Annotated in this window: 24 protein-coding genes; 6 read left to right on the top strand and 18 right to left on the bottom strand. The window is 72.8% G+C overall.

From position 1 onward, the window contains the following. Nucleotides 1-50: 50 nt before the first annotated feature. Nucleotides 51-2,552 carry a glycoside hydrolase family 3 N-terminal domain-containing protein gene (locus ACIBBF_RS19355; protein ID WP_397416489.1) on the bottom strand — a complete coding sequence of 834 codons (2,502 nt, stop codon included), beginning with the start codon at nt 2,550-2,552 and terminating at the stop codon, nt 51-53. 149 nt (nt 2,553-2,701) lie between these two features. Here ACIBBF_RS19355 and ACIBBF_RS19350 point away from each other — a divergent pair, with 149 nt between their 5' ends. Next, nucleotides 2,702-3,520 (top strand): MBL fold metallo-hydrolase, encoded by an 819-nt coding sequence (locus ACIBBF_RS19350; RefSeq protein WP_397416592.1) that lies wholly within the window; start codon nt 2,702-2,704, stop codon nt 3,518-3,520. Nucleotides 3,521-3,557: 37 nt separating this feature from the next. Here ACIBBF_RS19350 and ACIBBF_RS19345 read toward each other — a convergent pair whose 3' ends face one another. The 7 genes from ACIBBF_RS19345 to ACIBBF_RS19315 all read right to left on the bottom strand — a co-directional run bounded on the left by ACIBBF_RS19345 (nt 3,558) and on the right by ACIBBF_RS19315 (nt 9,885). After that, nucleotides 3,558-4,712: a GNAT family N-acetyltransferase gene (locus tag ACIBBF_RS19345; protein ID WP_397416487.1), complete on the bottom strand. Its 1,155-nt coding sequence runs from the start codon at nt 4,710-4,712 to the stop codon at nt 3,558-3,560. A gap of 27 nt (nt 4,713-4,739) precedes the next feature. Next, nucleotides 4,740-5,486, bottom strand: a complete 747-nt coding sequence (gene purQ, locus ACIBBF_RS19340; RefSeq protein WP_397416485.1) for a phosphoribosylformylglycinamidine synthase subunit PurQ — start codon at nt 5,484-5,486, stop codon at nt 4,740-4,742. Then, complete coding sequence (purS, locus tag ACIBBF_RS19335; RefSeq protein WP_397416483.1) at nt 5,486-5,764, bottom strand: phosphoribosylformylglycinamidine synthase subunit PurS; 279 nt, start codon at nt 5,762-5,764, stop codon at nt 5,486-5,488. The genes purQ and purS overlap by 1 nt, the downstream gene beginning before the upstream one ends. Nucleotides 5,765-5,868: 104 nt before the next feature. Then, a complete protein-coding gene (locus tag ACIBBF_RS19330) occupies nt 5,869-6,633 on the bottom strand; it encodes an alpha/beta hydrolase family protein (RefSeq protein WP_397416481.1) in 765 nt (254 codons plus the stop codon). Between the two features lie 110 nt (nt 6,634-6,743). Then, nucleotides 6,744-8,033: a phosphoribosylamine--glycine ligase gene (purD, locus tag ACIBBF_RS19325; RefSeq protein ID WP_397416479.1), complete on the bottom strand. Its 1,290-nt coding sequence runs from the start codon at nt 8,031-8,033 to the stop codon at nt 6,744-6,746. Nucleotides 8,034-8,073: 40 nt separating this feature from the next. Then, nucleotides 8,074-9,366, bottom strand: coding sequence for an adenylosuccinate synthase (locus tag ACIBBF_RS19320; RefSeq protein ID WP_397416477.1), 1,293 nt, complete (start codon nt 9,364-9,366; stop codon nt 8,074-8,076). Nucleotides 9,367-9,441: 75 nt separating this feature from the next. After that, a complete protein-coding gene (locus ACIBBF_RS19315; protein WP_397416475.1) occupies nt 9,442-9,885 on the bottom strand; it encodes a DUF3151 domain-containing protein in 444 nt (147 codons plus the stop codon). Nucleotides 9,886-10,016: 131 nt separating this feature from the next. Here ACIBBF_RS19315 and ACIBBF_RS19310 point away from each other — a divergent pair, with 131 nt between their 5' ends. Continuing rightward, nucleotides 10,017-10,421, top strand: coding sequence for an STAS domain-containing protein (locus ACIBBF_RS19310; RefSeq protein ID WP_397416472.1), 405 nt, complete (start codon nt 10,017-10,019; stop codon nt 10,419-10,421). A gap of 67 nt (nt 10,422-10,488) precedes the next feature. Here the strand turns inward: ACIBBF_RS19310 and ACIBBF_RS19305 are convergent, their stop codons facing one another. Beyond that, nucleotides 10,489-12,702 carry a SpoIIE family protein phosphatase gene (locus ACIBBF_RS19305; protein ID WP_397416470.1) on the bottom strand — a complete coding sequence of 738 codons (2,214 nt, stop codon included), beginning with the start codon at nt 12,700-12,702 and terminating at the stop codon, nt 10,489-10,491. A 408-nt stretch (nt 12,703-13,110) separates the two neighbouring features. On the opposite strand from ACIBBF_RS19305, the gene ACIBBF_RS19300 reads away from it, so the two are divergent. Continuing rightward, the gene (locus ACIBBF_RS19300; protein WP_397416468.1) at nt 13,111-13,590 is read left to right on the top strand and encodes an STAS domain-containing protein; all 480 of its coding nucleotides are present in this window, start codon (nt 13,111-13,113) and stop codon (nt 13,588-13,590) included. A 129-nt stretch (nt 13,591-13,719) separates the two neighbouring features. On the opposite strand, the gene fbaA is transcribed toward ACIBBF_RS19300, so the two are convergent. The 3 genes from fbaA to ACIBBF_RS19285 form a co-directional block, all read right to left on the bottom strand. Further along, the gene (fbaA, locus tag ACIBBF_RS19295; RefSeq protein ID WP_397416466.1) at nt 13,720-14,739 is read right to left on the bottom strand and encodes a class II fructose-bisphosphate aldolase; all 1,020 of its coding nucleotides are present in this window, start codon (nt 14,737-14,739) and stop codon (nt 13,720-13,722) included. A 158-nt stretch (nt 14,740-14,897) separates the two neighbouring features. Beyond that, nucleotides 14,898-16,133: an MFS transporter gene (locus ACIBBF_RS19290; RefSeq protein ID WP_397416463.1), complete on the bottom strand. Its 1,236-nt coding sequence runs from the start codon at nt 16,131-16,133 to the stop codon at nt 14,898-14,900. A gap of 80 nt (nt 16,134-16,213) precedes the next feature. Beyond that, nucleotides 16,214-16,846: a TrmH family RNA methyltransferase gene (locus ACIBBF_RS19285; protein ID WP_397416589.1), complete on the bottom strand. Its 633-nt coding sequence runs from the start codon at nt 16,844-16,846 to the stop codon at nt 16,214-16,216. Nucleotides 16,847-17,050: 204 nt separating this feature from the next. On the opposite strand from ACIBBF_RS19285, the gene ACIBBF_RS19280 reads away from it, so the two are divergent. After that, nucleotides 17,051-17,821 (top strand): VTT domain-containing protein, encoded by a 771-nt coding sequence (locus ACIBBF_RS19280; protein ID WP_397416461.1) that lies wholly within the window; start codon nt 17,051-17,053, stop codon nt 17,819-17,821. A 54-nt stretch (nt 17,822-17,875) separates the two neighbouring features. Next, entirely contained in the window at nt 17,876-18,649 is a 774-nt protein-coding gene (locus ACIBBF_RS19275; RefSeq protein ID WP_397416458.1) for an HAD-IIA family hydrolase, read from the top strand. Nucleotides 18,650-18,733: 84 nt separating this feature from the next. Here ACIBBF_RS19275 and ACIBBF_RS19270 read toward each other — a convergent pair whose 3' ends face one another. Both ACIBBF_RS19270 and pyrE read right to left on the bottom strand, forming a co-directional pair. Beyond that, nucleotides 18,734-19,462, bottom strand: a complete 729-nt coding sequence (locus ACIBBF_RS19270) for a hypothetical protein (RefSeq protein ID WP_397416455.1) — start codon at nt 19,460-19,462, stop codon at nt 18,734-18,736. Between the two features lie 80 nt (nt 19,463-19,542). Beyond that, nucleotides 19,543-20,118 carry an orotate phosphoribosyltransferase gene (gene pyrE, locus ACIBBF_RS19265; protein ID WP_182620223.1) on the bottom strand — a complete coding sequence of 192 codons (576 nt, stop codon included), beginning with the start codon at nt 20,116-20,118 and terminating at the stop codon, nt 19,543-19,545. 86 nt (nt 20,119-20,204) lie between these two features. Between pyrE and ACIBBF_RS19260 the strand changes: the two genes are divergently transcribed. Continuing rightward, nucleotides 20,205-21,203 (top strand): magnesium and cobalt transport protein CorA, encoded by a 999-nt coding sequence (locus ACIBBF_RS19260; protein ID WP_397416453.1) that lies wholly within the window; start codon nt 20,205-20,207, stop codon nt 21,201-21,203. A 19-nt stretch (nt 21,204-21,222) separates the two neighbouring features. On the opposite strand, the gene ACIBBF_RS19255 is transcribed toward ACIBBF_RS19260, so the two are convergent. The 4 genes from ACIBBF_RS19255 to ACIBBF_RS19240 are packed head-to-tail and all read right to left on the bottom strand — an operon-like array spanning nt 21,223 to nt 25,110. Further along, complete coding sequence (locus ACIBBF_RS19255) at nt 21,223-22,008, bottom strand: SDR family NAD(P)-dependent oxidoreductase (protein WP_397416451.1); 786 nt, start codon at nt 22,006-22,008, stop codon at nt 21,223-21,225. A 24-nt stretch (nt 22,009-22,032) separates the two neighbouring features. Beyond that, the gene (locus ACIBBF_RS19250; protein WP_397416448.1) at nt 22,033-23,535 is read right to left on the bottom strand and encodes a tripartite tricarboxylate transporter permease; all 1,503 of its coding nucleotides are present in this window, start codon (nt 23,533-23,535) and stop codon (nt 22,033-22,035) included. Then, nucleotides 23,528-24,109 carry a tripartite tricarboxylate transporter TctB family protein gene (locus ACIBBF_RS19245; RefSeq protein WP_397416446.1) on the bottom strand — a complete coding sequence of 194 codons (582 nt, stop codon included), beginning with the start codon at nt 24,107-24,109 and terminating at the stop codon, nt 23,528-23,530. Before ACIBBF_RS19245 ends, ACIBBF_RS19250 begins: the two co-directional genes overlap by 8 nt. Beyond that, the gene (locus tag ACIBBF_RS19240) at nt 24,106-25,110 is read right to left on the bottom strand and encodes a Bug family tripartite tricarboxylate transporter substrate binding protein (protein ID WP_397416444.1); all 1,005 of its coding nucleotides are present in this window, start codon (nt 25,108-25,110) and stop codon (nt 24,106-24,108) included. The genes ACIBBF_RS19245 and ACIBBF_RS19240 overlap by 4 nt, the downstream gene beginning before the upstream one ends. Nucleotides 25,111-25,266: the final 156 nt, after the last annotated feature.

Here is a 25,266-nt window from a genome sequence, read left to right as displayed (position 1 = left end):
CCGCCGACCGTCCTGCGCCGGCCCCTGTCGGAGACCCAGGCGTGCGTCCGTCAGCGTCCGCCCCCGCCCTCCGCCTCGCCCAGGATGCTCAGGGCGAGGCCGGCACGCCCCTCCAGCCGGGCGACGTCGGCCCGGGCGAGCAGGCGGGACTCACGCGCCGGGACGCCGTGCACGGGGTCGAGCGCCGCGTCCTGCAGCGCCAGCCGGTGCTCGTCGAGGTGGGCGACCCGGCCGCCCGTGGACAACCCCCAGCCGAACGGGAACAGCGGGTCGTAGTCCCGGTCGCCGACGTTGACCACCGGGTCGTCGGCGGACCGCGGCCACGAGACCGGCAGCCGGCCCGTGAACCGCCGCTCACCGAACAGCACGTCCGCGACGCCCGCGCCCTCCGTCCCCGGCAACCACGACGCGACCAGGGCGTCGATCGAGCCGAGCTGGTCGGTCAGCGCCTGCGGCCGGCCCGAGACCACCAGGACCACGCAGGTACGGATCTCGGCGCACACCTTCTCCACGACCTCGGCGTCGCCCGGCTGGAGCGCCATCGACTTCTCCTCGCGCGGCACGCCGCCGTCCGCCGGGTCCCAGGCCCACTCGGGGCCACCCACGTCACCGAACCCCTCGGCGTACGGGGTCTCCCCCACGACGACGACGCCGACGTCGGCCCCGGCGGTCGGCGCGGAGGCGTCCTCGCTGAACGTGACGTCGTCGGCCGCCGCCCGGATGCCCTCCAGGATCGTGGTGCCCTCGGTGACCTCGCCCGAGAAGCCCTGCCACGTGCCGGTCCAGCCGCCGGCCTGGTTGCCCAGGTCGTCGGCGTTGCGGCCCGCCACGTAGATGCTCGCGTCGTGGTCCAGCGGCAGCACGTGCCGCGCGTTCTTGAGCAGCACCTGCGACGCCGCCACCGCCTGGCGCGCGACGGCCCGGTGCTCCACGGACCCGATCTCGTCGGCGTGCGACCGGTCGGCGAACGGCTCCTCGAACAGGCCCAGCTCGAACTTGGCCGTCAGGATCCGGGACACGGCGTCGTCGATCCGCTCCTCGGTCACGGCACCGTCCTGCACCGCGGCGACGAGCCGCGTGTGGAACCGCTCGAACTGCGAGGGCTCCATGAACATGTCCACGCCCGCGTTCACGCTCGTGACGATCTGGCCGGTGGTCGGCGGGTCGGGCGCGAGCGGCGGGATCTGGTGGATGCCCTGGTAGTCGCTGATGACGAAGCCCTCGAAGCCGTGCCCGTCCTTGAGCCAGCCGTTGATCAGCTCGTCGTGGGCGTGCATCTTGAGGGGGTTGCCCAGGCCGTCGTCGGTCCAGTCGACGCTCGAGAAGCTCGGCATGACCGAGCCGACGTCTGCCCCGAGCGCCGCCTCGTAGGGCGGCAGGTCCACGGCCTCGACGTGCCGCCGGCTCTGCTGCGTGACGCCCTGGTCGATCGTGTAGTCGCCCTCGCCGGTGCCGTACGCGGTGTCGCCGTCGGCCACGAAGTGCTTGGCCGTGGCGAGGACGGATCGGCTGCCGTCCAGGCGGCGCCCCTGGAACCCCGTGACGGCGGCGGCACCGAGCACCCCGGCCAGCGCCGGGTGCTCGCCGAAGGACTCGTAGGTGCGGCCCCAGCGGTCGTCGCGCGCCACGCACAGGCAGGGCGCGAACGTCCAGGGGACGCCGGTCGCGCGGGTCTCGGCGGCGACCATACGCTCGGCCCGGGCCACCAGCAGCGGGTCGCGCGTGGCGCCGAGCCCGATGTTGTGCGGCAGGATCGTGGCCCCCGCGAGGTTGCCGTGCCCGTGCACCGAGTCGACGCCGTAGATCAGGGGGATCTGCAGCCGGGTCGCCAGGGCGCGCGCCTGGAAGCCGTCGATCGCGTCGGCCCAGCCCGCAGGCGTGTTGTCGGCGGGCGTGGACCCGCCGCCGCTCAGGATCGACCCGAGCCCGAGGTCCGTGACGACCGCCGGGTCGGCCGCGACGTTCGCCCGTTCGGCCTGCGTCATCTGCCCCACCTTCTCGGCCGTCGTCATGCGGCCCAGCAGGTCCGCGACCCGGCGCTCCGTGGGCAGGCGGCGGTCGAGGTACGGCAGCCCGTGCGCCCGGACGACGACGACGGGGTCGGCGGACACCTCCGCGTCCCCGGACTCCAGACCCACCCGGACCGTCTCCGCCGTCTCGCCCGACGCCGACGCCCGGGTGCGGATCGCGACGGTCCGCTCGGCGCCCGACGGCGTTCCCGCCGCGAACTCGACGGTGCCGGAGCCGGCGGTGTAGTCGACGTCGGCGGTCGCGGTGCCCGAGCCCGTGCGCCAGCGGACCGTGACGGGTGCGGCGAGGGTGCCGCCGCCGTCGGCCTCGACGGTGAGCGTGACGTGCGCGGTGCCACCGTCGCCGACCAGGACGACGGGATCCGCGCTGACCAGGACTTGGCCGTCCGCGGCGCCGGCTGCGGGGACGGGCACGGGGACGGCCTGGGCGGTCGCGGCGAGCGCGACCGCGGCCAGGAGTGCGGGAACGGTGTGGGCTGTGCGGCCGCGGGAGCCTCGCGACCTGCCGGGAACGAGGGGCATTCCGGGGTCCTCTCGCCATTGGGAGGTGGTTCATCGATCACACACCGCGGGACGCCGCAGCACAAGCCCCGTCGCCCCCTGGATAAGGTGATCCGGTGATTCCGGTCGTCTCCTTCGCGTCGGTGCTCCGTGCCGACAACCCCGGCCCGATGACGCTCGACGGAACCCGGTCCTACGTGCTGCGCGCCCCCGGCGCACCCGGCTGCGTGGTGGTGGATCCCGGGCCCGGCCTGGAACCGCACCTCACCGCCCTGGCGGACGCCGGTCCGGTCGAGCTGGTGCTCGTCACCCACCGGCATGCCGACCACACCGGCGGGCTCGCCCGGTTCCGCGAGCTGACCGGGGCGCCGTCACGGGGCGTCCTGCCGGAGTTCTGCGCGGACGGCAGGAGCACCGGCCCGAGGTCCGGACCGCTGGCCGACGGCGAGGTCCTGGAGGTCGCGGGCCTGCGCATCGAGGTGCTGGCCACGCCGGGACACACCGCGGACTCCGTGTGTCTCGTGGTGTCGGCACCCACCGGCGAGTCGCCGGGAGAGGCGACCGGGACGGCGTCGGGCACGGTGGTGCTCACGGGGGACACGGTGCTGGGCCGGGGTACGACGGTGCTCGCCGAGCCGGACGGTTCGCTGCGGCACTACCTGGCGTCGCTGGACCGCCTCGCGTCGCGGGTCGCCGCGCTCGGCGGCGCGACGTCGCCCGTCCTCGGCCTGCCCGGGCACGGGCCGGTCGTGGACGACCTCGGCGCGGTGGTGCGGGCCTACCGCGAGCACCGGCAGGAGCGGCTGGACCAGGTGCGCTCCGCCCTGACCGCCCTCGACGCGCCGTTGCCCCGCGCCGGGACCCCGCTCCCGGACCGGCTGCTGGACGAGGTGACGCGCGCGGTGTACTCCGACGTCGACCCGTCGGTGCTGCCGGCGGCCCGCTCGTCGGTCCGTGCCCAGCTCGACTATCTCCGCGACGTGCGCTGAGGAACCGCACCCCGCACCGACCGTGCGCGGCCGGAGCTCAGAGGGGCTTCGCCAGGAACAGCAGCAGCGGGTCGTCGGGGGTGTCGTGCGGCGGGTACGGCAGCACGGGCCGGTAACCGAGCCCGACGTACAGGCGCAGCGCCTCCGGCTGGCGGATGCCGGTCCCGAGGAAGAGCGCGAGCCCGCCCCGGCGCCGCGCCTCGGCCTCGACCTGGCGGACCAGCGCCGTGGCGACGCCTGCGCGCCGTACGGCGGGGTCCACGAAGACCCCGCGCATCTCGAACCCGCGTGAGTCCGCGGCCGCGACCGGCCCCGCGGCCGAGGCGGCGACGAGCCCCGCGACGCCTCGCAGCGGATCGGCCGTGAGGTGCTCGGGCCCGGCCTGCGCGGCGGCGAGCGTGGCGCACCCGGCCGGCCGGCCGTCCACGGTGGCGACGAAGGTGGCCAGGGCGGACCGGCCCCGCTCGGCGTCGACGGCCTCGTGACCGCCGCGCGCCGCGACGTCGCGTGCCATCTCGGGGTACCGCTCCTGGTGGAAGTCCCACATGGCGCGGCGCAGGGCGACGGCGTCGGGATCGGCCCAGGGCACCTCACGCAGCTCCGCGACCGGGGCGCTGCCCCCGCCCTCCTGGCGGGCCGGCTCGCCGTCGGGCCCGGGCACGAGCCACTTGCCGAAGCAGCGTGACCCGGGCTCGTCCGAGAACACACCGAACGACTCGACCGGGTCGTACCCCATCCGCAGGTACAGCCCGAGCGACTCGGGCTGCATGAGGCCGCTCTCCAGGACGAGGTGCCGCACGCCCGCGGCGCGAGCCACGTCCTCCACGGCCTCCATCAGGGTGCGGGAGAGGCCGCGGCCCCGGAATCCGGGGGCGACGTACACGCGCTTGACCTCGCCCGTGCCCTCGGGGTGCCGGCCGCCGCGGTAGTCGTCGCGGCCGGACAGGTCGCGGGCCGCGGCGTGCGCGGCAGGCTCCCCGTCCACCCGGAGGAGGAGGGTGGCGAAGACGTTCGAGGGGTCGACCTGGTCGCGCCCGTCGGGCACGGGCAGGCCGTCGGCGTTCGACGGCGCGCCGGGCTCGGCGTACCGCAGGTCGATCTCGCGCTGCTGCTCGGCACGGAGGCGGACGGCGTCCGGGTGGTCCCAGCTCACCGTCTCGATGGTGAGCCCCGCCAGCACCTCAGCGGCCATGCGTGCCTGCCCGGGACGAGCCCGTGGTCACGCGTGGACCAGCGAGGACAGCACCGACGTGAAGAACGTCAGCCCGTCGGTGCCGGCGCGCGGCCCCTCGGCGGAGGCCGGCCCGAACCCGGGCTCGACGGCGTGCTCCGGGTGCGGCATGAGCCCCACCACGTTGCCGCGGTCGTTGGTGATGCCCGCGATGTCGCGGCGCGACCCGTTCGGGTTCCAGCCCTCGTAGCGGAAGACGACGCGGCCCTCGCCCTCGAGCTCGTCGAGGGTGCGCTCGTCCGCCACGAACTGGCCGTCCTGGTTCTTCAGCGGGATCGTGATCCGCTGGCCGCGCCGGAACTCGTTGGTCCAGGCGGTGTGCGCGTTCTCGACGACCATCGACTGCTCCCGGCACACGAAGTGCAGGTGGTCGTTCTTGACCATGGAGCCGGGCAGCAGGTGCGCCTCGGTCAGCACCTGGAAGCCGTTGCAGATGCCGAGCACCGGCATACCGCCCTTGGCGGCGTCCACGACGGCGGACATCGCCGGGGCGAACCGGCTGATCGCACCCGCGCGCAGGTAGTCGCCGTAGGAGAACCCGCCGGGCAGCACCACCGCGTCGACGTCCTGGAGCGACTCGTCCGCGTGCCACAGCGACACGGCCTCGGCACCCGCGAGGCGCACGGCACGCACCGCGTCCCGGTCGTCGAGCGTGCCGGGGAACGTGATGACGCCGATCCGGGCGCCCCCGATGCCGGGGACCGGGGCGGCGGACGTCGGCTCGACCACCGACATCAGGCGCTCACCGCGGTCTCGGTGACGGCGTCCGACGCGTCGGTCACCGACACGACGTCCTCGATCACCGGGTTGGACAGGAGGGTGGCGGCGGCCTCGCGCGCGGCGGCGAGGATCTCCGGCGTCACCTCGCCGTCCACCTCGAGCTCGAACCGCTTGCCCTGACGCACGCCGGAGAACTGGGTGAAACCGAGGCGCGGCAGCGCCCCGACGACAGCCTTGCCCTGGGGGTCCAGGATCTCGGGCTTGGGCATGACCTCGACGACGACGCGTCCCACGAAGGCTCCTTGCTGATGGGAATGGCGAGGAAGATTCCGGGGAGAGTCTACTTGCGCGGCGGGGTGCCCCGCTGTCCGGGACCAGTGACGTGCGCCGCGCCGGTTCAGACGGTGAGGTACTGGTCCGCCCAGGCGCTGATGATGCGGGCCGCCCGCTTGGCCTGACCGGGCGCGGTGAGCAGGTGGTCGGCGCCCTCCAGCGAGACGAACGAGCGCGGGTGCCGCGCCTCCCGGAAGATCTCCCCGGCATTCGAGATGTCGACGGTGCTGTCCGTCGGCGAGTGCATGACCAGCAGGGGCGAGCCCATCTCGCGGATCTTCGAGCGCAGCTCGGCCCGCCGGACGTCCTCGACGAAGTGCCGCTTCAGCGTGAGCGCGCGCCCGCCGACCATCCACGGGGCGTGCCCGTCGTCGAAGACGCGGCCCAGGACGGCGTCGTAGTTGTGCTCCGCGTGCCGCGGCTGGACGGGAGCGCCGATCGTCGCGACGGCCTGCACGCCCGGCACGTCCGCGGCGGCGGCGATCACGGCCGCACCGCCGAACGAGTGGCCCACGAGCAGGTGCACCGGCCGGCCCTGGCCGGTCATGAACTCGGCGGCCCGCACCGTGTCGGCGACCTTGTGCGTGAACGAGCCGTCGCCCCAGTCGCCCTCGGAGTCCCCCAGGCCGAGGTTGTCGAAGCGCAGCATCCCGATGCCCTCGGCAGCGAGCTGCTTGCAGATCCGCGCCGCCGCCGGCGAGTCCTTGCCGAGCGTGAACCCGTGGGAGAACACCCCCCAGCCGCGCACCTCGCCGTCGGGCAGATCGACGATGCCCGCGAGCCGCGGACCTGACGTGCTCTCGAACGTGACGCGCTCGCGCTCGGCCACGACCCACTCCCCCTGTCGACAGGCCGCGATGGTAACGCCGCCCAGGTTTCGCGGAGGTGACGCCGGCGGACGGCGAGACCACCCGGAGCAGGTGGCAGCCGCGCGCGGCGCTACGGGACGGTGACCTCGCCGCGCTCCGCCTTCAGCGCGATGTCGGTGCGGTGGTGCGAACCCTTGAGGTCGATCCGCGCCACACCCTCGTAGGCCCGACGCCGGGCGTCCGCCAGATCGGTACCGAGCGCCACGACGGACAGCACCCGCCCGCCCGCGCTGACCAGCTCCCCGGTCTCGGAGCGGCCGGTGCCCGCGTGGAGCACGTGCACCCCGGGCAGCGCCGCGACGTCCTCGAGACCGTTGATCGGGTCGCCCGCACGCGCCGACGCCGGGTAGCCCTCCGACGCGACGACCACCGTCACCGACGCCTCCGGGCGCCAGCGCAGCGGCTCCAGCCCGGCGAGCCCGCCCGTGGCCGCGGCGAGCAGCACCTCGGACAGCGGCGTCGCGAGGCGGGCCAGCACGGACTGCGTCTCGGGGTCGCCGAAGCGCGCGTTGAACTCCACCACACGGGTGCCCCGGCTGGTGAGCGCGAGCCCCACGTACAGGACACCGGAGAACGGCGTGCCGCGCCGCGCCATCTCGTCGACGGTGGGCTGGGCGATGCGCGAGACCACCTCGTCGACCAGGCCCGGCGGCGCCCACTCCAGCGGCGTGTAGGCGCCCATGCCGCCGGTGTTGGGGCCCTCGTCGCCGTCGCCGACCCGCTTGAAGTCCTGCGCCGGGACCAGGGGGACCACCGTGGCGCCGTCGCACACGCAGAACAGGGACACCTCGGGGCCGTCGAGGTACTCCTCGATCACCACGCGGCCGTCCTCGTGGGCCAGGCAGGCCTCGCCGTGCGCGAGCGCCTCGGCCCGGTCGGACGTCACCACGACGCCCTTGCCCGCGGCCAGACCGTCGTCCTTGACGACGTACGGCGCGCCGAACGCGTCCAGGGCGGCGGCGAGCTCGGCCGTGTCGGTGCACACGTGCGCCATCGCGGTCGGCACGCCGGCGGCGGCCATGACCTCCTTGGCGAACGACTTGGAGCCCTCCAGCCGGGCGGCCTCGCCCGACGGGCCGAACACCGGGATGCCGGCCGCGCGGACCGAGTCGGCCACGCCCGCGACGAGCGGCGCCTCCGGGCCGACGACGACGAGGTCGGCACCCACCTGCTCGGCGAGGGCAGCGACCGCCGTCCCGTCCAGCGGGTCGACCGGGTGCAGGGTGGCCAGCTCCGCGATGCCCGGGTTGCCCGGGGCCGCGTGCAGCTCGTGCGCGGCGGTGCCGGCCTCGGTCTCCCGGTGCAGGGAGTGGATGATGGCGTGCTCACGGGCACCGGTGCCGATGACGAGGATCTTCACTGTGGCGGAGGGCTCTCTCGGTGGTGTGGTCTCAGGGGGTTCAGCGGGCGTGGATGAGGTCGTGGACGGGGATGATCTCGTCACGCTTGGGACCCACGCCGATGGCGGAGATCCGGGTGCCCGACATCTCCTCGAGCGCCTTCACGTACGCCTGGGCGTTCTTGGGCAGGTCGTCGAACGAGCGGGCCTGGGAGATGTCCTCCCACCAGCCGTCGAGCTCCTCGTAGATCGGCTTCGCGTGGTGGAACGCCGTCTGGTCGGTGGGCATCTCGTCGTGGCGCACGCCGTCGACGTCGTAGGCCACGCAGACCGGGACTTTCTCCATGCCGGTGAGCACGTCGAGCTTGGTGAGCACGATGTCGGTGAGCCCGTTGATGCGCGTCGCGTAGCGCGCGATGACGGCGTCGTACCAGCCGGTGCGGCGCGCGCGTCCCGTGGTGACGCCGTACTCGCCGCCGGTCTTGCGCAGGAACTCGCCCTTGTCGTCGAACAGCTCCGTGGGGAACGGGCCCTCACCGACGCGGGTCGTGTACGCCTTGATGACGCCGATCACGGAGTCGATCCGGGTGGGCCCGACGCCGGACCCGGTGACCGCGCCGCCCGCCGTCGCGCTGGACGAGGTGACGAACGGGTAGGTGCCGTGGTCGATGTCGAGCATCGTGGCCTGGCCGGCCTCGAACAGCACGTTCTTGCCCGCGTCCAGTGCCTTGTTCAGCTCGACGGCGGTGTCGGTGACCATGGGGCGCAGCCGCTCGGCGTACTGCAGCAGCTCGTCGAGCGTCTCGTCGACCGTGATGGCCCGCCGGTTGTAGACCTTCACCAGCAGGTGGTTCTTCTGGTCCAGCGAGCCCTCGATCTTGGCGCGCAGGATCTTCTCGTCGAACAGGTCCCACATGCGGATGCCGACGCGGTTGATCTTGTCGGCGTACGCCGGCCCGATGCCGCGGCCCGTGGTACCGATGCGCCGCTTGCCGAGGAACCGCTCGGTCACCTTGTCGATGGTGCGGTGGTACGGGGCGATGACGTGCGCGCTGCCCGACACGAGCAGGCGGGACACGTCCACACCGCGCTCGATCAGGGCGTCGAGCTCCTCGAACAGGACCTCGATGTCGACCACCACGCCATTGGCGATGACCGGCACCACGCCCGGCGACAGGATGCCCGACGGCAGCAGGTGCAGGGCGTACTTCTCGTCGTCGATGACGACCGTGTGCCCCGCGTTGTTACCACCGTTGAACTTGACCACGTAGTCGACGCGGGAGCCCAGGAGGTCCGTCGCCTTTCCCTTGCCCTCATCGCCCCACTGGGCCCCGACGAGCACGACGCCTGGCATGGATCTCCACCTTCTCGGATTGCTTGGTCGCTCCGCCGCGTGCGCTCCGTTGGCGCCGGCGAGCCGCGCCCGAGTCTACTTCGTGGTGGGACGCAGGGCGCGGACCTCGTCCGCGGACGTGCCGGAGTCCGTGAGGAACGTCGCACAGCGCTCGGCCTCCGCCTCCTCGCCGATGCGGTGCGCGGCCTCCGAGAGGGCAAGCAGGGCACGCAGGAAACCCTGGTTGGGCACGTGCCCGGCCGGGATCGGGCCCTGACCCCGCCAGCCCGCCCGGCGCAGCGCGTCCAGGCCGCGGTGGTAGCCGGTGCGGGCGTAGGCGTACGCCGCGACGTCGGCCGCAGCGGTGCCCACCGTGAGCGAGCCCTCGGCCAGGACGGCCCACACGAGGGACGACGCCGGAGCCTGCGCCGCCACCTCGACCGGGTCGTCCCCGCTGGTCAGGCGCTCACGAGCGGCCGGGAGGTCGTCGGGCAGCAGCGTCGGGGCCGGGCCCTGCAGCAGGTTCTCGTGGGTGCTCATGCACGGATTCTCACACTTCCGGGACACCGAGGGGCAAAGCCGGGCGCACCGGATTGCCCGCGAGCTCTGCCGAGGCGGTGAATTTTGCCTTTCATCCGGTGCGATCGAGCAACAGTCGTTACGCTCGACACATGATCGAGATCGCGACGTCTCCCACGACGACGACGCTCGTGATCGCCGGCGACCTCGACCTCGCCGAACGAGACCAGTTCCCGGAGATCGCGGCGCGCGTGGTCGGTCTGCGCCGGCAGCTGCTCGTCATCGACATGTGCCGGGTCACCTTCATGGACTCCACCGGAGCGGCGTTCCTCATCTCCCTGGCCGACGCCGGCCGCAAGCGCGGCGGCGCCACCGTCATCCGCGGCGCCGACGAGCGCGACCTGTTCGTGCTCGAGGTGTGCGGCGCGATGGAGCTCTTCCGCGTCGACGACGAGCACGCGTGCGAGCCCTCGGCCCCCGACTCGGGGTTCGCGGTCATGACCTCGCGCGAGGACGACGGGTCACCGTTGTCCCATCGCGACGCGTCCACCGCGTAAAACGTTATCCACCCACCCGGGACAGGACCGCAGCGCAGAGGGGCTGCGGTCCTGCTTCGCCAGGGTGCTACTTCGGCGGGGTGGGCTGGCGACGCAGCTTCGCCCAGACCAGCTTTCCGCTGCCGGACGGACGCCAGCCCCACTCGGCCAGCCGGTCCACGATCTGCATGCCGAACCCGCCCAGCCGGTTCGGGTGCCCGTCGGTGGCGACCGGGGGTGCCGGGTTGTTGTCCTCGACCTCGATGCGCAGGCCGTCGCCCGTGTCGTACAGGCGCAGCGCGATGTGCCCCCAGCCGTGCAGCACACCGTTCGCCACCAGCTCCGAGACCACCAGCTCGGCCTGCGCCGACTCCTCGATGCCCCACGCCTGGCAGGTGCGCAGCACGGCGTGCCGGGCGCGACCGATCGACGACGGCTCGCTCGGCAGCATCCAGCGCCGCCAGCGCGGCGACAGCGCGGTCTCGCCGGCGTCGCCCGTCGGGTCGGGGATGCGGACGACGACGATCGCGACGTCGTCCTCGGGTGCGTCCGCGAGGCGGGAGAGCAGCTCCTCGCCCACGCCCGCGGCGTCGCGCGCCGTGATGGCCGACGCCGTCTCCAGCAACGCCTCCAGGCCCAGCCGCAGCGACCGGTCGCGCCGTTCGATGAGGCCGTCCGTGTAGAACAGGAGCGTGTCGCCGGCCTGGAGCCGGGCCTCGCCCGTGCTGCGCTCGCGCGAGCCGAAGCCGACGAGCGCGCCGCCGCCCTCGTCCATCTTGATCACCTTGCCTCCGCGCAGCAGCAGCGGCGGCAGGTGGCCGGCACGCGAGTAGCCGACCGTCCAGGTGTCCGGCGCCTCCTCCCGCTTGAGGGAGGCGTACACCATGCTCGCCGAGCGGGGGATGCCCATGCCGGCCACGAGCTGGTCCACGCGTTCGAGCACGCGGCTCGGGGTGGACAGCTCGAACGCGTACGAGCGCACCACGGACCGGAGCTGACCCATGGTGGCGGCCGCCTCGACGTCGTGCCCCACGACGTCGCCGATCACGATGCCGACCAGCTCCGGCGAGATCTGCAGCACGTCGTACCAGTCGCCGCCCACCTGCGCGTGCTCGGCGTTCGGGGCGTAGTAGGTCCACACGTCGAGGCCGGCGACGTCGGCCTGCTCGGGGAGCATGGCCCGCTGCAGGGTCTCGGCGAGGCGGTGCTCACGCGCGTACATGCGTGCGTTGTCGATCGCGCTGCCCGCCCGGCGCGCCACGACCTCCACGACGGTGCGCAGCGTGTCGGGCTCCTCGGCCTCCACGTACTCACCGGACTCGTCCTCGTCGGGGACGATCACCACGAGGCCCAGCACGTCCCGCCGCCCGGCGACGGGGTGCACCACCACGGAGTCGGGTGCCTTGCCGAGCTCGTCCGCCAGCCGCAGCGTGAGGTCGCGCTGCAGCCAGCCGGACGCCGAGTGCGGCGCGTGCGGGATGTCGAGGTGCAGCGCGACGGGGCCGTCGAGCACGCCGTCGAGCACGTCCTGCACCGAGTCCACGACCTCGAGGATCGGCATGGGGCCGGTCGTGACGGAGTCGCCGAGGGCGTCCGTCTGCGGACGACGTCGCAGCGACTTGTCCGCGATGTTGTCGCCCTCGATGTACCGCGCGTGACGGCGGCCGCGACCGCTCGGCGGTGCCGCGACGTCGATGCCGGCGGCGTGCTTGAGCCCGTCGTCGTTCACGTAGAAGCCGGCCCAGCGCACCATCGACTGGAGCAGCTCCGCGATGTCGCGCAGGGCGTACGGGTACTCCAGGTCCGTGAGGATCTCGGTGGTCTGCGCGATGAGGTCGAGGTCCTCGCGCTGCTGGCGCTCGACCTCCAGGCTCGCGAGCTGCGCCGCGTGACGTTCCATGTGGTCCGACACGTCCACGCTGAAGCCGACCCAGTGGGTGATGCGGTCGCTGTGCCCGGCACGGGCCGGGGTGAGCGTGAGCTGGGCCCAGCCGTGGGTGCCGCCACGGACGTGCGACCGCACGGTGGCGTGCACCTCCTGGCCCGCGTTGACGAGCTCCGTCATGCGCTCCAGGTCCTGCGGCTCCACCAGCATCTCGCCGAGGCGGCGCACCGTGAAGCCCGCGAAGTCGCTGAACCGGACGCCCGCGTAGCGCTCGAAGGCGCTGTTGGCCCACAGCATCGGCATGCCGTCCTCGGTGGGCCCCGTGAGGAAGACCGGGATCCCGACGTTCACGGCGGCACGCAGCACCACGTCACCGATCGACGGGGGAAGGGTGCGCGGGATGCCGGTGCCCGCCATGCCCCGGCGCGGTTCGGGCCCGGGTGCCCGGTACAGCTCGGCGGACCGGGCACGGTGCGCGCCGGCGGGCGGGTCGGCCGGCCTGTCGTCGGGTGATGCGTTCTCGGTGGTCGGTGCGGTGGCCCGACCGAAATGGAATCCGTTCCCGTCCGGCGTGTCGTTCGTGGCGTTCGTCCCGTCCTGGGCGCGGCCGAGGCCGAATACCGAGAGTCCGGGATGCCGGGGCTGCGGAGAGGACGGTGTCAGACCGGATGAATCGGTCAAAATGCCCTCCCATCCATGTCTATTGCGCGAGGTGCTGTTCCAGCAGGACATTCAACCGTAGATTGGGACGGTCCGAGATCTGAAGCACAACCTCTATCATCGGACCGACACAGCGCCACCACCATTGCTCCCGGAAGGAGAACCGTGCAGGACGGAACATACGACCCCCCGCGCGGTCCGCAGGGCGGGAGCCCCCAGGACCCCGGACAGCAGAGCCCCGAGATCGGGGACCCCGCGAGCATCCACGTCATCGTGGGCAAGTCCCGGGCCCGGATCGTGCTCTCCGGCGAGATCGACGCCGACATCGGCGGCGACCTGCACGAGGCGACGGCGGCCGCCGAGGAGTCGCGTCTGCCCGTGGAGATCGACGCGCACCACGTGACCTTCATGGACTCGTCCGGCGTCGCGTTCCTCGCCCGCCTGGCCAGCCGCAGCCCGCACCGGGTCCGCGTGCTGCGCGCACCGCCCACGGTGCGCTTCCTGCTGGAGGTCACCCGGATCGGCGACCTGCTGGACATCGTGGACGAGGACCCGGGCTTCGAGCTGGACGACGACGGCCCGGCAGGCCCGCCGTCGGGCAGCACGGCCGCCCCCGCCGGGGTGAGCGGCCCGCCCGCCTCCTGACGAGCCCCGCGGCGGACCGCCGCCGCGACCGGCCCGCACGCACGACGGCCCGCGACACGAACCGTGTCGCGGGCCGTCCCGTGCCCGGGCCGGGGTCGTCCCGCGTGCGCGGCGACCCTGGCCGAGGGGTCAGAGCTTCTGACCGGCCGAGCGGAGCTGCTGGCAGGCCTCGACGATGCGGGCGGCCATGCCGGCCTCCGCCGACTTGCCCCAGGCGCGCGGGTCGTACGCCTTCTTGTTGCCCACCTCGCCGTCGATCTTCAGCACGCCGTCGTAGTTCTTGAACATGTGCTCGACCACGGGACGCGTGAACGCGTACTGCGTGTCGGTGTCGATGTTCATCTTGATGACGCCGTTGTCGACGGCCGCGGAGATCTCCTCCGCCGTCGAGCCCGAACCGCCGTGGAAGACCAGGTCGAACGGCATGTCCTTGCCGATCTCCGAGCCCACGGCCTTCTGGATGTCCAGCAGGATCTCCGGGCGCAGCTTCACGGCACCCGGCTTGTACACGCCGTGCACGTTGCCGAAGGTGAGCGCCGTCAGGTAGCGGCCCTTCTCGCCCGCGCCGAGGGCGCGGACCGTGGCCAGGCCGTCCTCGGCCGTGGTGTACAGCTTGTCGTTGATCTCGGCGGTGTGGCCGTCCTCCTCGCCACCGACCACGCCGATCTCGATCTCGAGGATCGTGCGTGCGGCCTGCGACAGCTCGAGGAGCTCCGCGGCGATCACCAGGTTCTCGTCCAGCGGCACGGTGGAGCCGTCGAACATGTGCGACTGGAACGTCGGCAGGCCGCCGTTCTTGACCTGCTCGGCCTCGATCGCGAGCAGCGGCTTGACCCAGGAGTCGAGCTTGTCGGCGGTGCAGTGGTCCGTGTGGATGGCGATGTTGACGCCGTAGCCCTTGGCCACCTCGGTGGCGTACGCCGCGAGCGCGAGGGAGCCCGAGACCCGGTCCTTCACCGTCGAGCCGGACGCGTACTCGCCGCCGCCCACGGAAACCTGGATGATGCCGTCCGACTCCGCCTCGGCAAAGCCCTGAAGTGCGGCAGTGATGGTCTGCGACGAGGTGATGTTGACGGCGGGGTAGGCGAACTTGCCGGCCTTCGCGCGGTCGATCATCTCGGCGTAGATCTCAGGGGTTGCGATGGGCATCTGGGAAACTCCAAACGAATGGTGAGGTGGGCGGTCGCGAGAGTGTCCAGGGCCGCCCGGGGATGCACCATCGATCTTGCCATGATCCACCAGGCGTTGTGTGCGCCCGCTCGACAGTCGAACGGCCGCAACGCTGTGCTTTTCGTCTTTTCCGCTGCTCAGCCGACGGCCAGGGCCTCCGGGTTGCGGCTGCGGACGGGGGTGAAGAACGCGACGCCCACGACCCCGAGGTACACGACGGCGACGGCGAGCAGCGGTCGCGCGGCACCGAACCGGTCCGCCGCCGCGGTGAGGGCGGCCGCACCCAGCGGCGCGAGGCTGTAGTGGATGGTCCAGAACGCGGCGGTCACGCGCCCGAGGAGCGCGTCGGGCGTGACCATCTGGCGCAGCGACATCGAGGACACCGCGGCGAGCATCAGCCCGAACCAGAAGCCGAGCACGGCCGCACCGATCACGAGCACGTGCTGTCCCAGGGCCAGGACGCCCGCGGCCGCGCCGCACAGGGTCATGGCGCCCAGCCAGAGCGCGCCGAACCCCAGCCGGCGCCGCAACCAGGCGGACAGGGCCGCCGCCACGCAGGTGCCGACGGCCGCGGCGGCCATCACGTACCCCACCACGGTCTCGCCCTGGCCCAGGCCGTGCCGCACCTGGTAGATGATCACGTCGGTCATCCCGTAGGTGACGAAGGTGGTGATGGTCAGGAAGACGGTCAGCACCCGGAGCACGGGGTGCCGCCACAGGAACCGGGCGCCGGTGACGAAGCCGGTCCGCAGGTCCTGGCCCAGGCCCGCGCGGTCGACCGTGCCCGCGGGCGCGGTCCGCGACAGCCGCACGGCGAGCAGCCCGAGCGCCGAGATGCCGAAGGTCGCCGCGTCGATGGCGATGGCCGCGGTGACGCCGGCCGCGGCCGCCACGAGCCCGGCCAGGGCGGGCCCGCCGATGCTGGCGAGCGACGCCGTGGCCTGGAGCTTTCCGTTGGCCTCGGCCACCCGTTCCCGGCCCACGAGGGTGGGCACGGCCGTGATGTAGGTGATCTGGAAGAGCTGCCCGAACACCGACGCCACGCCCGCGACCACGAACAGCAGCCACACCTGGGGGTCGATCGCCCAGCACACGGGCACGGCGGCGAACAGGAGCAGGCGTGCCACGTCGCACGCGATCAGGAGCCTTCGGCGGTCGAACCGGTCGACGATCGCACCGCCCACGAGCCCCATCGAGAGCGAGCCTGCCGCCATGACGCTCGTGAGCAGCCCCATCTGCAGGAGCGACCCGGTGGCCTCCAGCATCAGCAGCGGGAAGGCGACCACGGAGAACGAGTCCCCGAGCACCGAGAACGTCTGGGTACCCCAGAAGACGAGGAAGTTCCGGTCGCGCACGAGGGGTCGCTGATTCACCCGACGATCCTGTCGAGCGGCGGGACGGAGGGCAACGGCTTACCGCCGTCGGTCACCGGCTCGGGGGCGCGGCGCTCCTGTCACGCGTGCTGCTCGACCCAGGTGTGCATGGCGATCGCGGCCGCCGCGCCCGCGTTGATCGACCGCGTCGAGCCGTACTGCGTGATGTGCAGGACGACGTCGCACGCCGCCTGGGCCTCGTCCGTCAGCCCGGTCGACTCCTGGCCGAACAGCAGCACGCAGCAGCGCGGCAGCGCGTACCCCTCGATGGGCACGGAGCCGGGCACGTTGTCGATGCCGACCACCGGCAGGCGTCCGCCGCCGGGTCCCGCCGTCGCGGCCCACCCGGCGAGAGCCTCCGCGTCCGGGTGGTGCGTCACGTGCAGGTACCGGTCGGTGACCATGGCGCCCCGGCGGTTCCAGCGGCGTCGGCCCACCACGTGCACGCCCGCGGTGTTGAAGGCGTTGGCGGTGCGGACCACGGAGCCGATGTTGAGGTCGTGCGCCCAGTTCTCGATCGCCACGTGGAACGGGTGCCGGCGGGTGTCGAGGTCCGCGACGATGGCCTCGACCGACCAGTACCGGTACTCGTCGGTCACGTTGCGGCGGTCGCCCGCGGCGAGCAGCTCGGGGTCGTAGCGGGGGTCGTCGGGCGGCGGGCCCGGCCAGGGGCCGACACCCACCTGGTGCCCGGGCTCCTCCTGACGCCCGATCTCCTGACGCCCGGTCTCCTCCTGCGGCCCGGTCGCTTCCTGCGACCCGGCGGCTTCCCTGGGCTCGGTGACCGTGCCGGGCCCCGGCTGCGGACGCTCAGGCACGGGCGGTCGTGCCCGGGGCGTGTGCGGGTGCTGTGTCGGTTCCCGGCGGGCAGGACGTGCTGGTCATGCCCGCCATTGTGCCCCCGGTAGGCTCGCGGGATGCTGACGACCGTGCTCCCGGACGTGATGTCCGGGCTGGCCGCCGCCCCGCTCGACGCGGCGCCCGTACCCCACCTGCTGGGCCTCGACTGGATGGATCCGGACTACCTCATCGGGCGGTTCGGTGACGCGGCGCTGGTGGGCATCGCGCTCGTCATCTTCGTCGAGACGGGCCTGCTGTTCCCGATCCTGCCGGGCGACTCGCTGCTGTTCACGGCGGGCGCGCTCGTGGCCCAGGGGAGCCTGCAGATCAACATCGGCGTGCTGTGCGTGATGCTGTTCGCCGCGGCCTTCCTCGGCGACCAGACCGGCTACCTGATCGGCCGCACGGTCGGCCCCAGGATCTTCGACAAGCCGGACTCGCGGTTCTTCAAGCGGTCCTACATCGACCAGACCAACGCCTACTTCGACCGGTACGGCGGGCGCACCATCGTGGTGGCGCGGTTCGTGCCGATCGTGCGCACCTACGCCCCGGTCGCGGCCGGGGTCGGCCGCATGCCGTACCGGCACTTCGTCACCTACAACGCGGTGGGCGCCCTGCTGTGGGCCGTCGGCGTGACGCTGCTGGGCTTCGCGCTGGGCAACTTCACCTTCGTCAAGGAGAACATCGAGGCGCTGCTCGTCCTCATCGTGCTGGTCTCGGTGCTCCCCATGGCGGTCGAGATCTGGCGGGCCCGCCGTACCGCCCGGGCCGAGGGCGCGGCGATGTCCGGGCACGAGGCCGCCCCCGCGCCGGACGACGTCCTGGCCGGACCACGCGACGACTCCTGAGGCCAGGCCCCCTCGTCGTCGGCCGTGCCGTCACGAGACATTAGGCTGAGCCGCATGGAGCGCACCACCGAGGCCTGGCTCACGGACATGGACGGCGTGCTGGTGCACGAGGGCACGGCCCTGCCCGGCGGTCCCGAGTTCATCAAGGCGCTGCGGGACAAGGACCTGCCGTTCCTCGTCCTGACGAACAACTCGATCTTCACGCCGCGCGACCTGCGCGCCCGGCTCGCGTACAGCGGGATCGACGTGCCGGAGGAGAACATCTGGACGTCGGCCCTGGCCACCGCGCAGTTCGTCGCGGACCAGATCCCCGGCGGCAGCGCGTACGCGATCGGCGAGGCGGGCCTGACGACGGCGCTGCACCAGGCGGGCTTCACGCTCACCGAGTCGGACCCCGACTACGTGGTGCTCGGGGAGACCCGCACGTACTCGTTCGAGGCCATCACCAAGGCGATCCGCCTGATCACGGGCGGCGCCCGGTTCATCTGCACCAACCCGGACGTGACCGGGCCGTCGCAGGAGGGGCTCCTGCCCGCCGCGGGCTCGGTGGCCGCGATGATCACGGCGGCGACCGGCCGGCAGCCCTACTACGTGGGCAAGCCCAACCCCGTGCTGTTCCGCTCGGCGCTCAACCTGATCGGCGCGCACTCGGAGTCGACGGCCATGGTGGGCGACCGCATGGACACCGACATCCTGGGCGGTATGGAGGCCGGCCTGGAGACGTTCCTGGTGCTCACGGGGTCGACGGCAGCCGACGAGGTCGACAAGTACCCGTTCCGCCCGAGCCACGTGCTGAACTCGATCGCGGACGTCGTCGACCGGGTCTGACCCGGGCCGGGCCTGATCCGGGCCTGACCCGCGTCGGCAGCCCGGCCGGAGCCGTCAGGGCCGGAGCTGTCAGGGCCGGAGCCGTCAGGTCAGGCCCGGGATGCCGAACCCGTCGATCGTGCCGCCGGACTCGAAGCGGGGCCCGCCCTTCTCCATGGGCAGCACGATGCGCGCCACGTCGGCGACCCGCTTGGCCCGCTCGGTCAGCGTGGTCACGTCCGTGCGGCCCGGACGCCACAGCAGCACGGACGGGCCCTCGATCCGCAGCCGGGAGCCGTGGAAGTCGGGCAGCATCACGATGTTCGCGAGCCGGGCGTCCAGGGCGCGGCGCGCGAAGAACTCGTCCGAGGTGCGCACGAGCCACTGGCCGTCGAAGGCGGGGTTGTCGATCTGGACGTCCTGCGCGCCGAAGAGCTTCTGCCACTTCTCGCGGAGGCCCTCGGGCGACAGGTCGACCACGGGCTCGCCCGGGAGCGCGTCGAGCGCCACGACGTGGGCGGTCCGGCGCAGCCCCGGGCGGCGCGTGTCACCGTCGGGCGAGCCGGTGCGCCACGTGTAGGTGAAGGACACCATGTCGAACCCGTCGACGTTGCCCCGGAGCACGTCGCGCGCCGTGCGGTCCAGGCCCACGCCGAACGGCCGGCCGCTCCAGCGCTGGGCGAGCGTCGGGTCCGTGCCCACGTACTCCCACCCGTTCGCCTCGGCCCACCGCTGCACGTCCTGCGAGCGCCCGCGCCCCATGAACCGCGCCGCGGTGACCGTGAAGGTCACGACGCCGACGACGAGCAGGACTAATGCGACAAATGGCCCCATGAACTTAAAGATACAGTAGGGCTAGGCAAAAGTCTCCACGGGGGAGTGATATGGAGACGGCCAGTTTTACGGTAACGGGCTCAGGCGAGGCCGAGGTCCTCGAGGCCGTACAGGTAGTGGTACGGCACCCCGAGCGCCTCGATCTTCTCGCCCGCGCCGGTGGCCCGGTCCACGATCGTCGCGACGCCCAGCACCTCGGCGCCGGCGGCCCGTGCGGCCTCGATCGCCGCGATCGGCGAGCCGCCCGTCGTCGTCGTGTCCTCCACGACGACCACCTTGCGGCCGGCGATGTCCGGGCCCTCGATCTGGCGCTGCATACCGTGCGCCTTGGCCGCCTTGCGCACCACGAACGCGTCCAGGTCCTGCCCACGCGAGGCCGCGGCGTGCAGCAGCGCGTCCGCGATCGGGTCCGCACCCAGGGTCAGGCCGCCGACGGCGTCGATCTCGGCCGTGCCCAGTCCGACCTCCTCCAGGTGGTCCAGGAGCACGTGCCCCACGAGCGGGGCAGCCCGGTGGTGCAGCGTGATGCGGCGCAGGTCGACGTAGTAGTCGGCCTCCTTGCCGGAGGACAGGGTCACCTTGCCGTGCACCACGGCGAGCTCCTTGATGAGCTCGGCGAGCTGCTCGCGCGGGGTCGGGGAGAAGTCAGCGTTCACGGTGCAAGGGTACGTCGCGGCACGCCGCCGACCGGCCGGCCGCCGTCCGCCACCCGGCCGCCCCCGGCATCTGCGAAGGTGTGGCTGTGACCATCATGGACAACGCGGTGTACGTGGACGGCCGGCGCACGGCGAACCCGGCGAGCATCGAGGAGACCTACGAGATCACGCGGGCACGTGGCGGCATCGCGTGGGTCGACCTGGCGTGGCCGACGGCCGAGGAGATCCAGCAGGTCGCCGCCGAGTTCGCCCTGCACCACCTCGCCGTCGAGGACGCCATCGCCGTGCACCAGCGCCCCAAGATCGAGCGGTTCGACGACGCCCTGTTCGTGGTGCTGCACCCCGCGCTCGACCCGGACGGTTCCGGTGACGGCCGGATCGGCCGGGTGGAGTTCGGCACGGTGCACGCCTGGGTGGGCCCGGACTTCGTGGTGACGATCCGCCGGTCCGCCGTGCCGGACCTGGCGACGATGCGCGAGCGGCTGGAGAGCCGGCCGAACCTGCTGCGCCACGGGCCCAGAGCGATCCTCGCGACGCTGCTGGAGCAGGTGGTCGACACCTACCGGCCCGTCGTCACGCGGCTGCGCACCGACATCGACCAGGTCGAGGACCGGCTGTTCTCCCGCGACCCGGAGGTCTCACGGGGGATCTACGAGGCGACCCGCGAGGTGATCGGCTTGCAGCGGGCCACCCTGCCCCTGGTGGACGTGCTGCGCGCGCTGCGCGACGACGCACCGCCCGCGGAGCGCGGACCCGGGTACGTGGAGCTCGAACGCCACCTGCGCAGCGTGCTGGACCACGCCGTCAAGTACGCGGAGACCGCCGACACCTACCGGTCGCTGCTGGCCAACGTGCTGGGCGCGCACTCGACCCTCGTCACGCAGGAGCAGAACGAGCAGATGAAGCAGATCTCCGCGTGGGCGGCGATCCTCTTCGCGCCGTCCCTGGTCGGCACCGTCTACGGCATGAACTTCAGGCACATGCCCGAGCTGCACTGGACGTTCGGGTACCCGCTCGCGCTGCTCGTCATGGTGGTGCTCGGCGCCGTCCTGTACCGCGTCTTCAAGCGGGTCGGCTGGCTCTGACGTCGGCCGGCCCGGCCGGTCAGCGGTACTTGCCGAGCGCCCGGACCGCCCAGCGGGGCGCGGCACGCAGCGCCGCGGAGGCCACCTTGTAGCGCACCGACGGCGTCGACAGGACGACGCCGCGGCGCACGTCCGCCAGGGCCTGCCGGACCACGTCCTCGACGTCGAGCCAGCCCCAGGACGGGACGGCCGACGACGCGGCGTCGGCGATACCCGCGCGCGCGTGGAACTCGGTGTGCATGAACCCGGGGGACAGCAGCGTGGCCGTCACGCCGGTGCCCTTGAGCTCCACCGCGAGGGAGTCGGTGAAGGTCCGCACGTACGCCTTGGCCGCCGCGTACGTGCCGCCGGCGGTGAGGGCCGCGACCGAGCCGACGTTGAGGATCGCGCCCCGGTCGCGTTCGAGCATCTGCCCGACGGCGGCGTGGGTCAGCTCCATCACCGCCGTCACCATGACGGCGATCCCGCGCCGTTCGGTCGTGACGCGGCCCGTCACGAAGTTCCCGCTCGTCGTGAAGCCCGCGTTGTTCACGAGCAGCCCGACGGGACGCAGGTCCCCCTCCCCCGGGCGGCCGCCGACGACGGCGAGCCGCTGCGCGACCCGCGCGACGCCGTCGGCCGTCGAGAGGTCCGCGGGGAGCACCTCGATCGCCACCCCGTAGGCGGAGCTGAGCTCCTCGGCGACCCGGTGGAGGCGTTCCTCGCTCCGCGCGACCAGCACCAGGTCGTGCTGGTCCGCCGCGAGCTGGCGGGCGAACTCGAGGCCCAGGCCGGCGGACCCGCCGGTGATCAGTGCGGTGCTCATACGGCGAGCCTAACCAGTGTTCCCCTAGGCCTCCTCGGCCCGCTCGCGGCGCTTGAGCCAGAGGCCCACGACCAGCAGCACCACGATCGCCCCGTAGGCGGTGGCGGCGAAGGGGCTGGTCACGAGGTAGGACAGGTCGCCCTGGCTGATGGCGAGGGAGCGGCGCAGCCGGTCCTCCGCCATCGGGCCGAGGATCATGCCGACCACCAGCGGCGCCACGGGGTAGCCGTAGCGCCGCATGAAGAACCCGGCCAGCCCGATGATCACCAGCAGCAGCACGTCCACGGGCGAGAAGTTCAGCGCGTACGAACCCAGCGCACCGAACAGGAGGATGCCCGCGTAGAGGTAGTGCCGCGGGATGCGCAGCACCTTGACCCACATGCCCACCAGCGGCAGGTTCAGCACCACCAGCATGAGGTTGCCGACGTACAGGCTGGCGATCAGCGCCCACACCAGCGAGGACTCGCTCTGCAGCAGCAGCGGGCCGGGCTGGATGCCGTAGGACTGGAACGCGACGATGATGATCGCCGCCGTCGCCGTGGTCGGCAGGCCCAGGGTGAGCAGCGGGACCAGCACGCCGGACGCCGCCGCGTTGTTCGCCGCCTCGGGGCCCGCCACCCCCTCGATGGCACCCTTGCCGAACTCCTTGCGCCGCGGTCCGGCGAGCCGCCGCTCCGAGGCGTAGGAGAGGAACGTGGCGACGTCGGCGCCGCCCGCCGGGATGGTGCCGACGGGGAACCCGATGGCCGCGCCGCGCAGCCACGGCTTCCAGGAACGGCGCCAGTCGTCGCGCTTCATCCAGGTGCGCCAGCCCTTCTCGACCGGGATGACCCGCACGGGCCCGTGCCGCATCCGCGAGCCCACGTAGACCGCCTCCCCGACGGCGAACAGGCCGACGGCGACCACGACGACGTCGATCCCGTCGGCCAGGTTGGGCACGCCGAACGTGAACCGCTGCTGGCCGGTGAGCGTGTCGGTGCCGACCAGGCCGAGGAACAGGCCGAGCGACAGCGACGCGAGCCCGCGCGACACCGACGTGCCCAGCAGCGCGCCCACGGTGATGAACGCGACCACCATGAGGGCGAAGTAGTCGGGTTCGCCCAGCCGTACCGCCCAGCGCGCGATGACGGGTGCCAGGAAGGTGAGTGCGACCGTGGCGAGGGTGCCCGCCACGAACGAGCCGATCGCCGCGGTGGCGAGCGCCGCGGCGCCCCGTCCCGCCCGGGCCATCTTGTTGCCCTCGATGGCCGTGACGATCGAGGCGGACTCGCCCGGCGTGTTGAGCAGGATCGACGTCGTGGACCCGCCGTACATGCCGCCGTAGTAGATGCCGGCGAAGACGATGATCGCCGCCGTCGGGTCCAGCGTGTAGGTGAGCGGGAGCAGCAGGGCGATGGTCATCGCGGGGCCGATGCCCGGCAGCACGCCGACCGCCGTGCCGACGAACACGCCGAACAGCGCGTACAGCAGGTACACCGGGTGCAGCACGGTGGCGAAGCCCTCGACGAGGGCGGTGAGGTTATCCACGGAGGAACGGCACCCCTTCCAGGAGCGGGCCGGGCGGGAGCGACAGCCCCAGCAGCCCGCCGAAGACCACCTGGATCAGCAGACCCAGGACGAGACCAGCCAGCGCGGCGCGCCACCAGGGGCGCGCCCCCAGGACCACCGCGGCTCCGGCGAACAGCAGCGCGGCGGCCACCGGCCAGCCGACCACGTTGATGGCGAACACGTGGACCACGAGGATCACCACGAGCAGCACCACCGTGAGCCAGTCGGTCCGGACGGAGGGGTCGACGTCCTCGCCGCCCTCCTCCTGCCCGGCCCGGCCGCTCAGGACCAGCACCACCAGCACCACGCCCGCCGCGAGGAGCAGCGCCCCCACGAGGTACGGGAAGGCGCGCGGACCCAGCGTGTTGGTCGAACCCGGCACCGTGATGCTGCCGGCGGTCACCAGCACGTACACCCCGAGGGCCGCCGTGGCGGCGGCGAGCACGAGCTCACCCCAGCGGCGGCGAGGCGCCTCCACGGGGCCGGGAGTGCCCGACGGCGGTGGCACCGTCGGGCTGTCCGGCGTCCCGGGCGCCGCGGCGTCGGGACTCACTGGACCAGACCGATGTCCCGCAGCACCGCCTGGGCCTCGGCGATGTTGCCCTCGAGGTACGCGTCGAACTCGTCGCCGGCGAGGAAGGCGTCGTCCCAGTCCTTCTCCTGGAGGGTCGCCTGCCACGCGTCCGACCCGGCGAGCTCGGTCACGGCGGAGGTCAGCGCCTCGCGCTCGGCGTCGTCGATCGAACCCGGGGCGACCACGCCGCGCCAGTTCGTCAGGACGACGTCGTAGCCCGCCTCGGTCAGGGTCGGCGTGTCAGGCAGGGCGTCCACCCGCTCCTCGCCCGAGACCGCGAGCGCCCGCAGCTCACCTGCCTCGACCTGCTCGGCGTACTCGCTGATGCCCGAGATGCCCGCGTCGACGTTGTTGCCGAGCAGGGCCGCCAGCGACTCGCCGCCGCCGGAGTAGGCCACGTAGTTGAGGCTGCTCGCGATGTCCTCCGCCGGCAGCCCGGCGGCCTGGAGCAGCATGCCCGCGAGCATGTGGTCGGTACCGCCCGCCGACCCACCGGTGACCGAGACGTCCTTGCCGTTCTTCTCGATGTCCGCCACCAGGTCGTCGACCGTCTCGTACGGCGACTCGGCCGGCACCACGATGACCTCCTGCTCCTCGGTGAGGCGGGCGATCGGCGTCGTGTCCTCGATGCGCGCCTGGGACTGGTTGGTCTCGACGGCCCCCACCATGACCAGGCCCATCACGAGCAGCGTGTTCGGGTCCGGCGCGTTGGCGATGTTCGCCAGCCCGACCGTGCCGCCCGCGCCGTCGACGTTGGTCACCGTCGCCGTACCGACCAGGCCCTCCTCCTGCAGGTCCGTCTGCAGGGCACGGCCCGTCTGGTCCCAGCCGCCGCCCGGCGCCGCCGGGACCACGATGCTGAGCTCGTCGATGGCGGCGTCGGCCGTGCCACCGCCGTTCGACTCCAGGCCTGAACACCCCGTGAGGGCCAGGGCCAGGACGATCCCGACGGGAGCGGCCCCGGTTCGGATGATGCGCATGTCTCCTCCTTGAGCGGATGCGTGGGCGCCGGCGACGTTGCCCGGCCCACCTCGGCGAGAGCGTAGGGAGCGCCGTCCACCCGACCCGGGTTCTGGTCGCAACGAAGGTTGTGGTCGTTTAGGTCACGGCGCCGCGCTACCACCCCGGCCGTTCCG

Source organism: Promicromonospora sp. NPDC050880 (assembly GCF_044456525.1).
Taxonomy (GTDB): domain Bacteria; phylum Actinomycetota; class Actinomycetes; order Actinomycetales; family Cellulomonadaceae; genus Promicromonospora.
This window is presented reverse-complemented; position numbering and strand designations above follow the sequence as displayed.

Bases quoted from the DNA above. Each gene is read 5' to 3' on its own strand.
- ACIBBF_RS19275 (WP_397416458.1), top strand. From the start codon at position 17,876: ATGGAGCGCACCACCGAGGCCTGGCTCACGGACATGGACGGCGTGCTG.
- ACIBBF_RS19355 (WP_397416489.1), bottom strand. From the start codon at position 2,552: ATGCCCCTCGTTCCCGGCAGGTCGCGAGGCTCCCGCGGCCGCACAGCC.
- ACIBBF_RS19255 (WP_397416451.1), bottom strand. From the start codon at position 22,008: ATGAGCACCGCACTGATCACCGGCGGGTCCGCCGGCCTGGGCCTCGAG.
- ACIBBF_RS19315 (WP_397416475.1), bottom strand. From the start codon at position 9,885: ATGAGCACCCACGAGAACCTGCTGCAGGGCCCGGCCCCGACGCTGCTG.
- ACIBBF_RS19305 (WP_397416470.1), bottom strand. From the start codon at position 12,702: ATGGCGGGCACCGGCATCCCGCGCACCCTTCCCCCGTCGATCGGTGAC.
- ACIBBF_RS19280 (WP_397416461.1), top strand. From the start codon at position 17,051: ATGCTGACGACCGTGCTCCCGGACGTGATGTCCGGGCTGGCCGCCGCC.
- ACIBBF_RS19270 (WP_397416455.1), bottom strand. From the start codon at position 19,462: ATGGGGCCATTTGTCGCATTAGTCCTGCTCGTCGTCGGCGTCGTGACC.
- fbaA (WP_397416466.1), bottom strand. From the start codon at position 14,739: ATGCCCATCGCAACCCCTGAGATCTACGCCGAGATGATCGACCGCGCG.
- ACIBBF_RS19320 (WP_397416477.1), bottom strand. From the start codon at position 9,366: ATGCCAGGCGTCGTGCTCGTCGGGGCCCAGTGGGGCGATGAGGGCAAG.
- ACIBBF_RS19310 (WP_397416472.1), top strand. From the start codon at position 10,017: ATGATCGAGATCGCGACGTCTCCCACGACGACGACGCTCGTGATCGCC.
- purQ (WP_397416485.1), bottom strand. From the start codon at position 5,486: ATGTCGGTGGTCGAGCCGACGTCCGCCGCCCCGGTCCCCGGCATCGGG.
- ACIBBF_RS19345 (WP_397416487.1), bottom strand. From the start codon at position 4,712: ATGGCCGCTGAGGTGCTGGCGGGGCTCACCATCGAGACGGTGAGCTGG.
- ACIBBF_RS19240 (WP_397416444.1), bottom strand. From the start codon at position 25,110: ATGCGCATCATCCGAACCGGGGCCGCTCCCGTCGGGATCGTCCTGGCC.
- ACIBBF_RS19350 (WP_397416592.1), top strand. From the start codon at position 2,702: ATGACGCTCGACGGAACCCGGTCCTACGTGCTGCGCGCCCCCGGCGCA.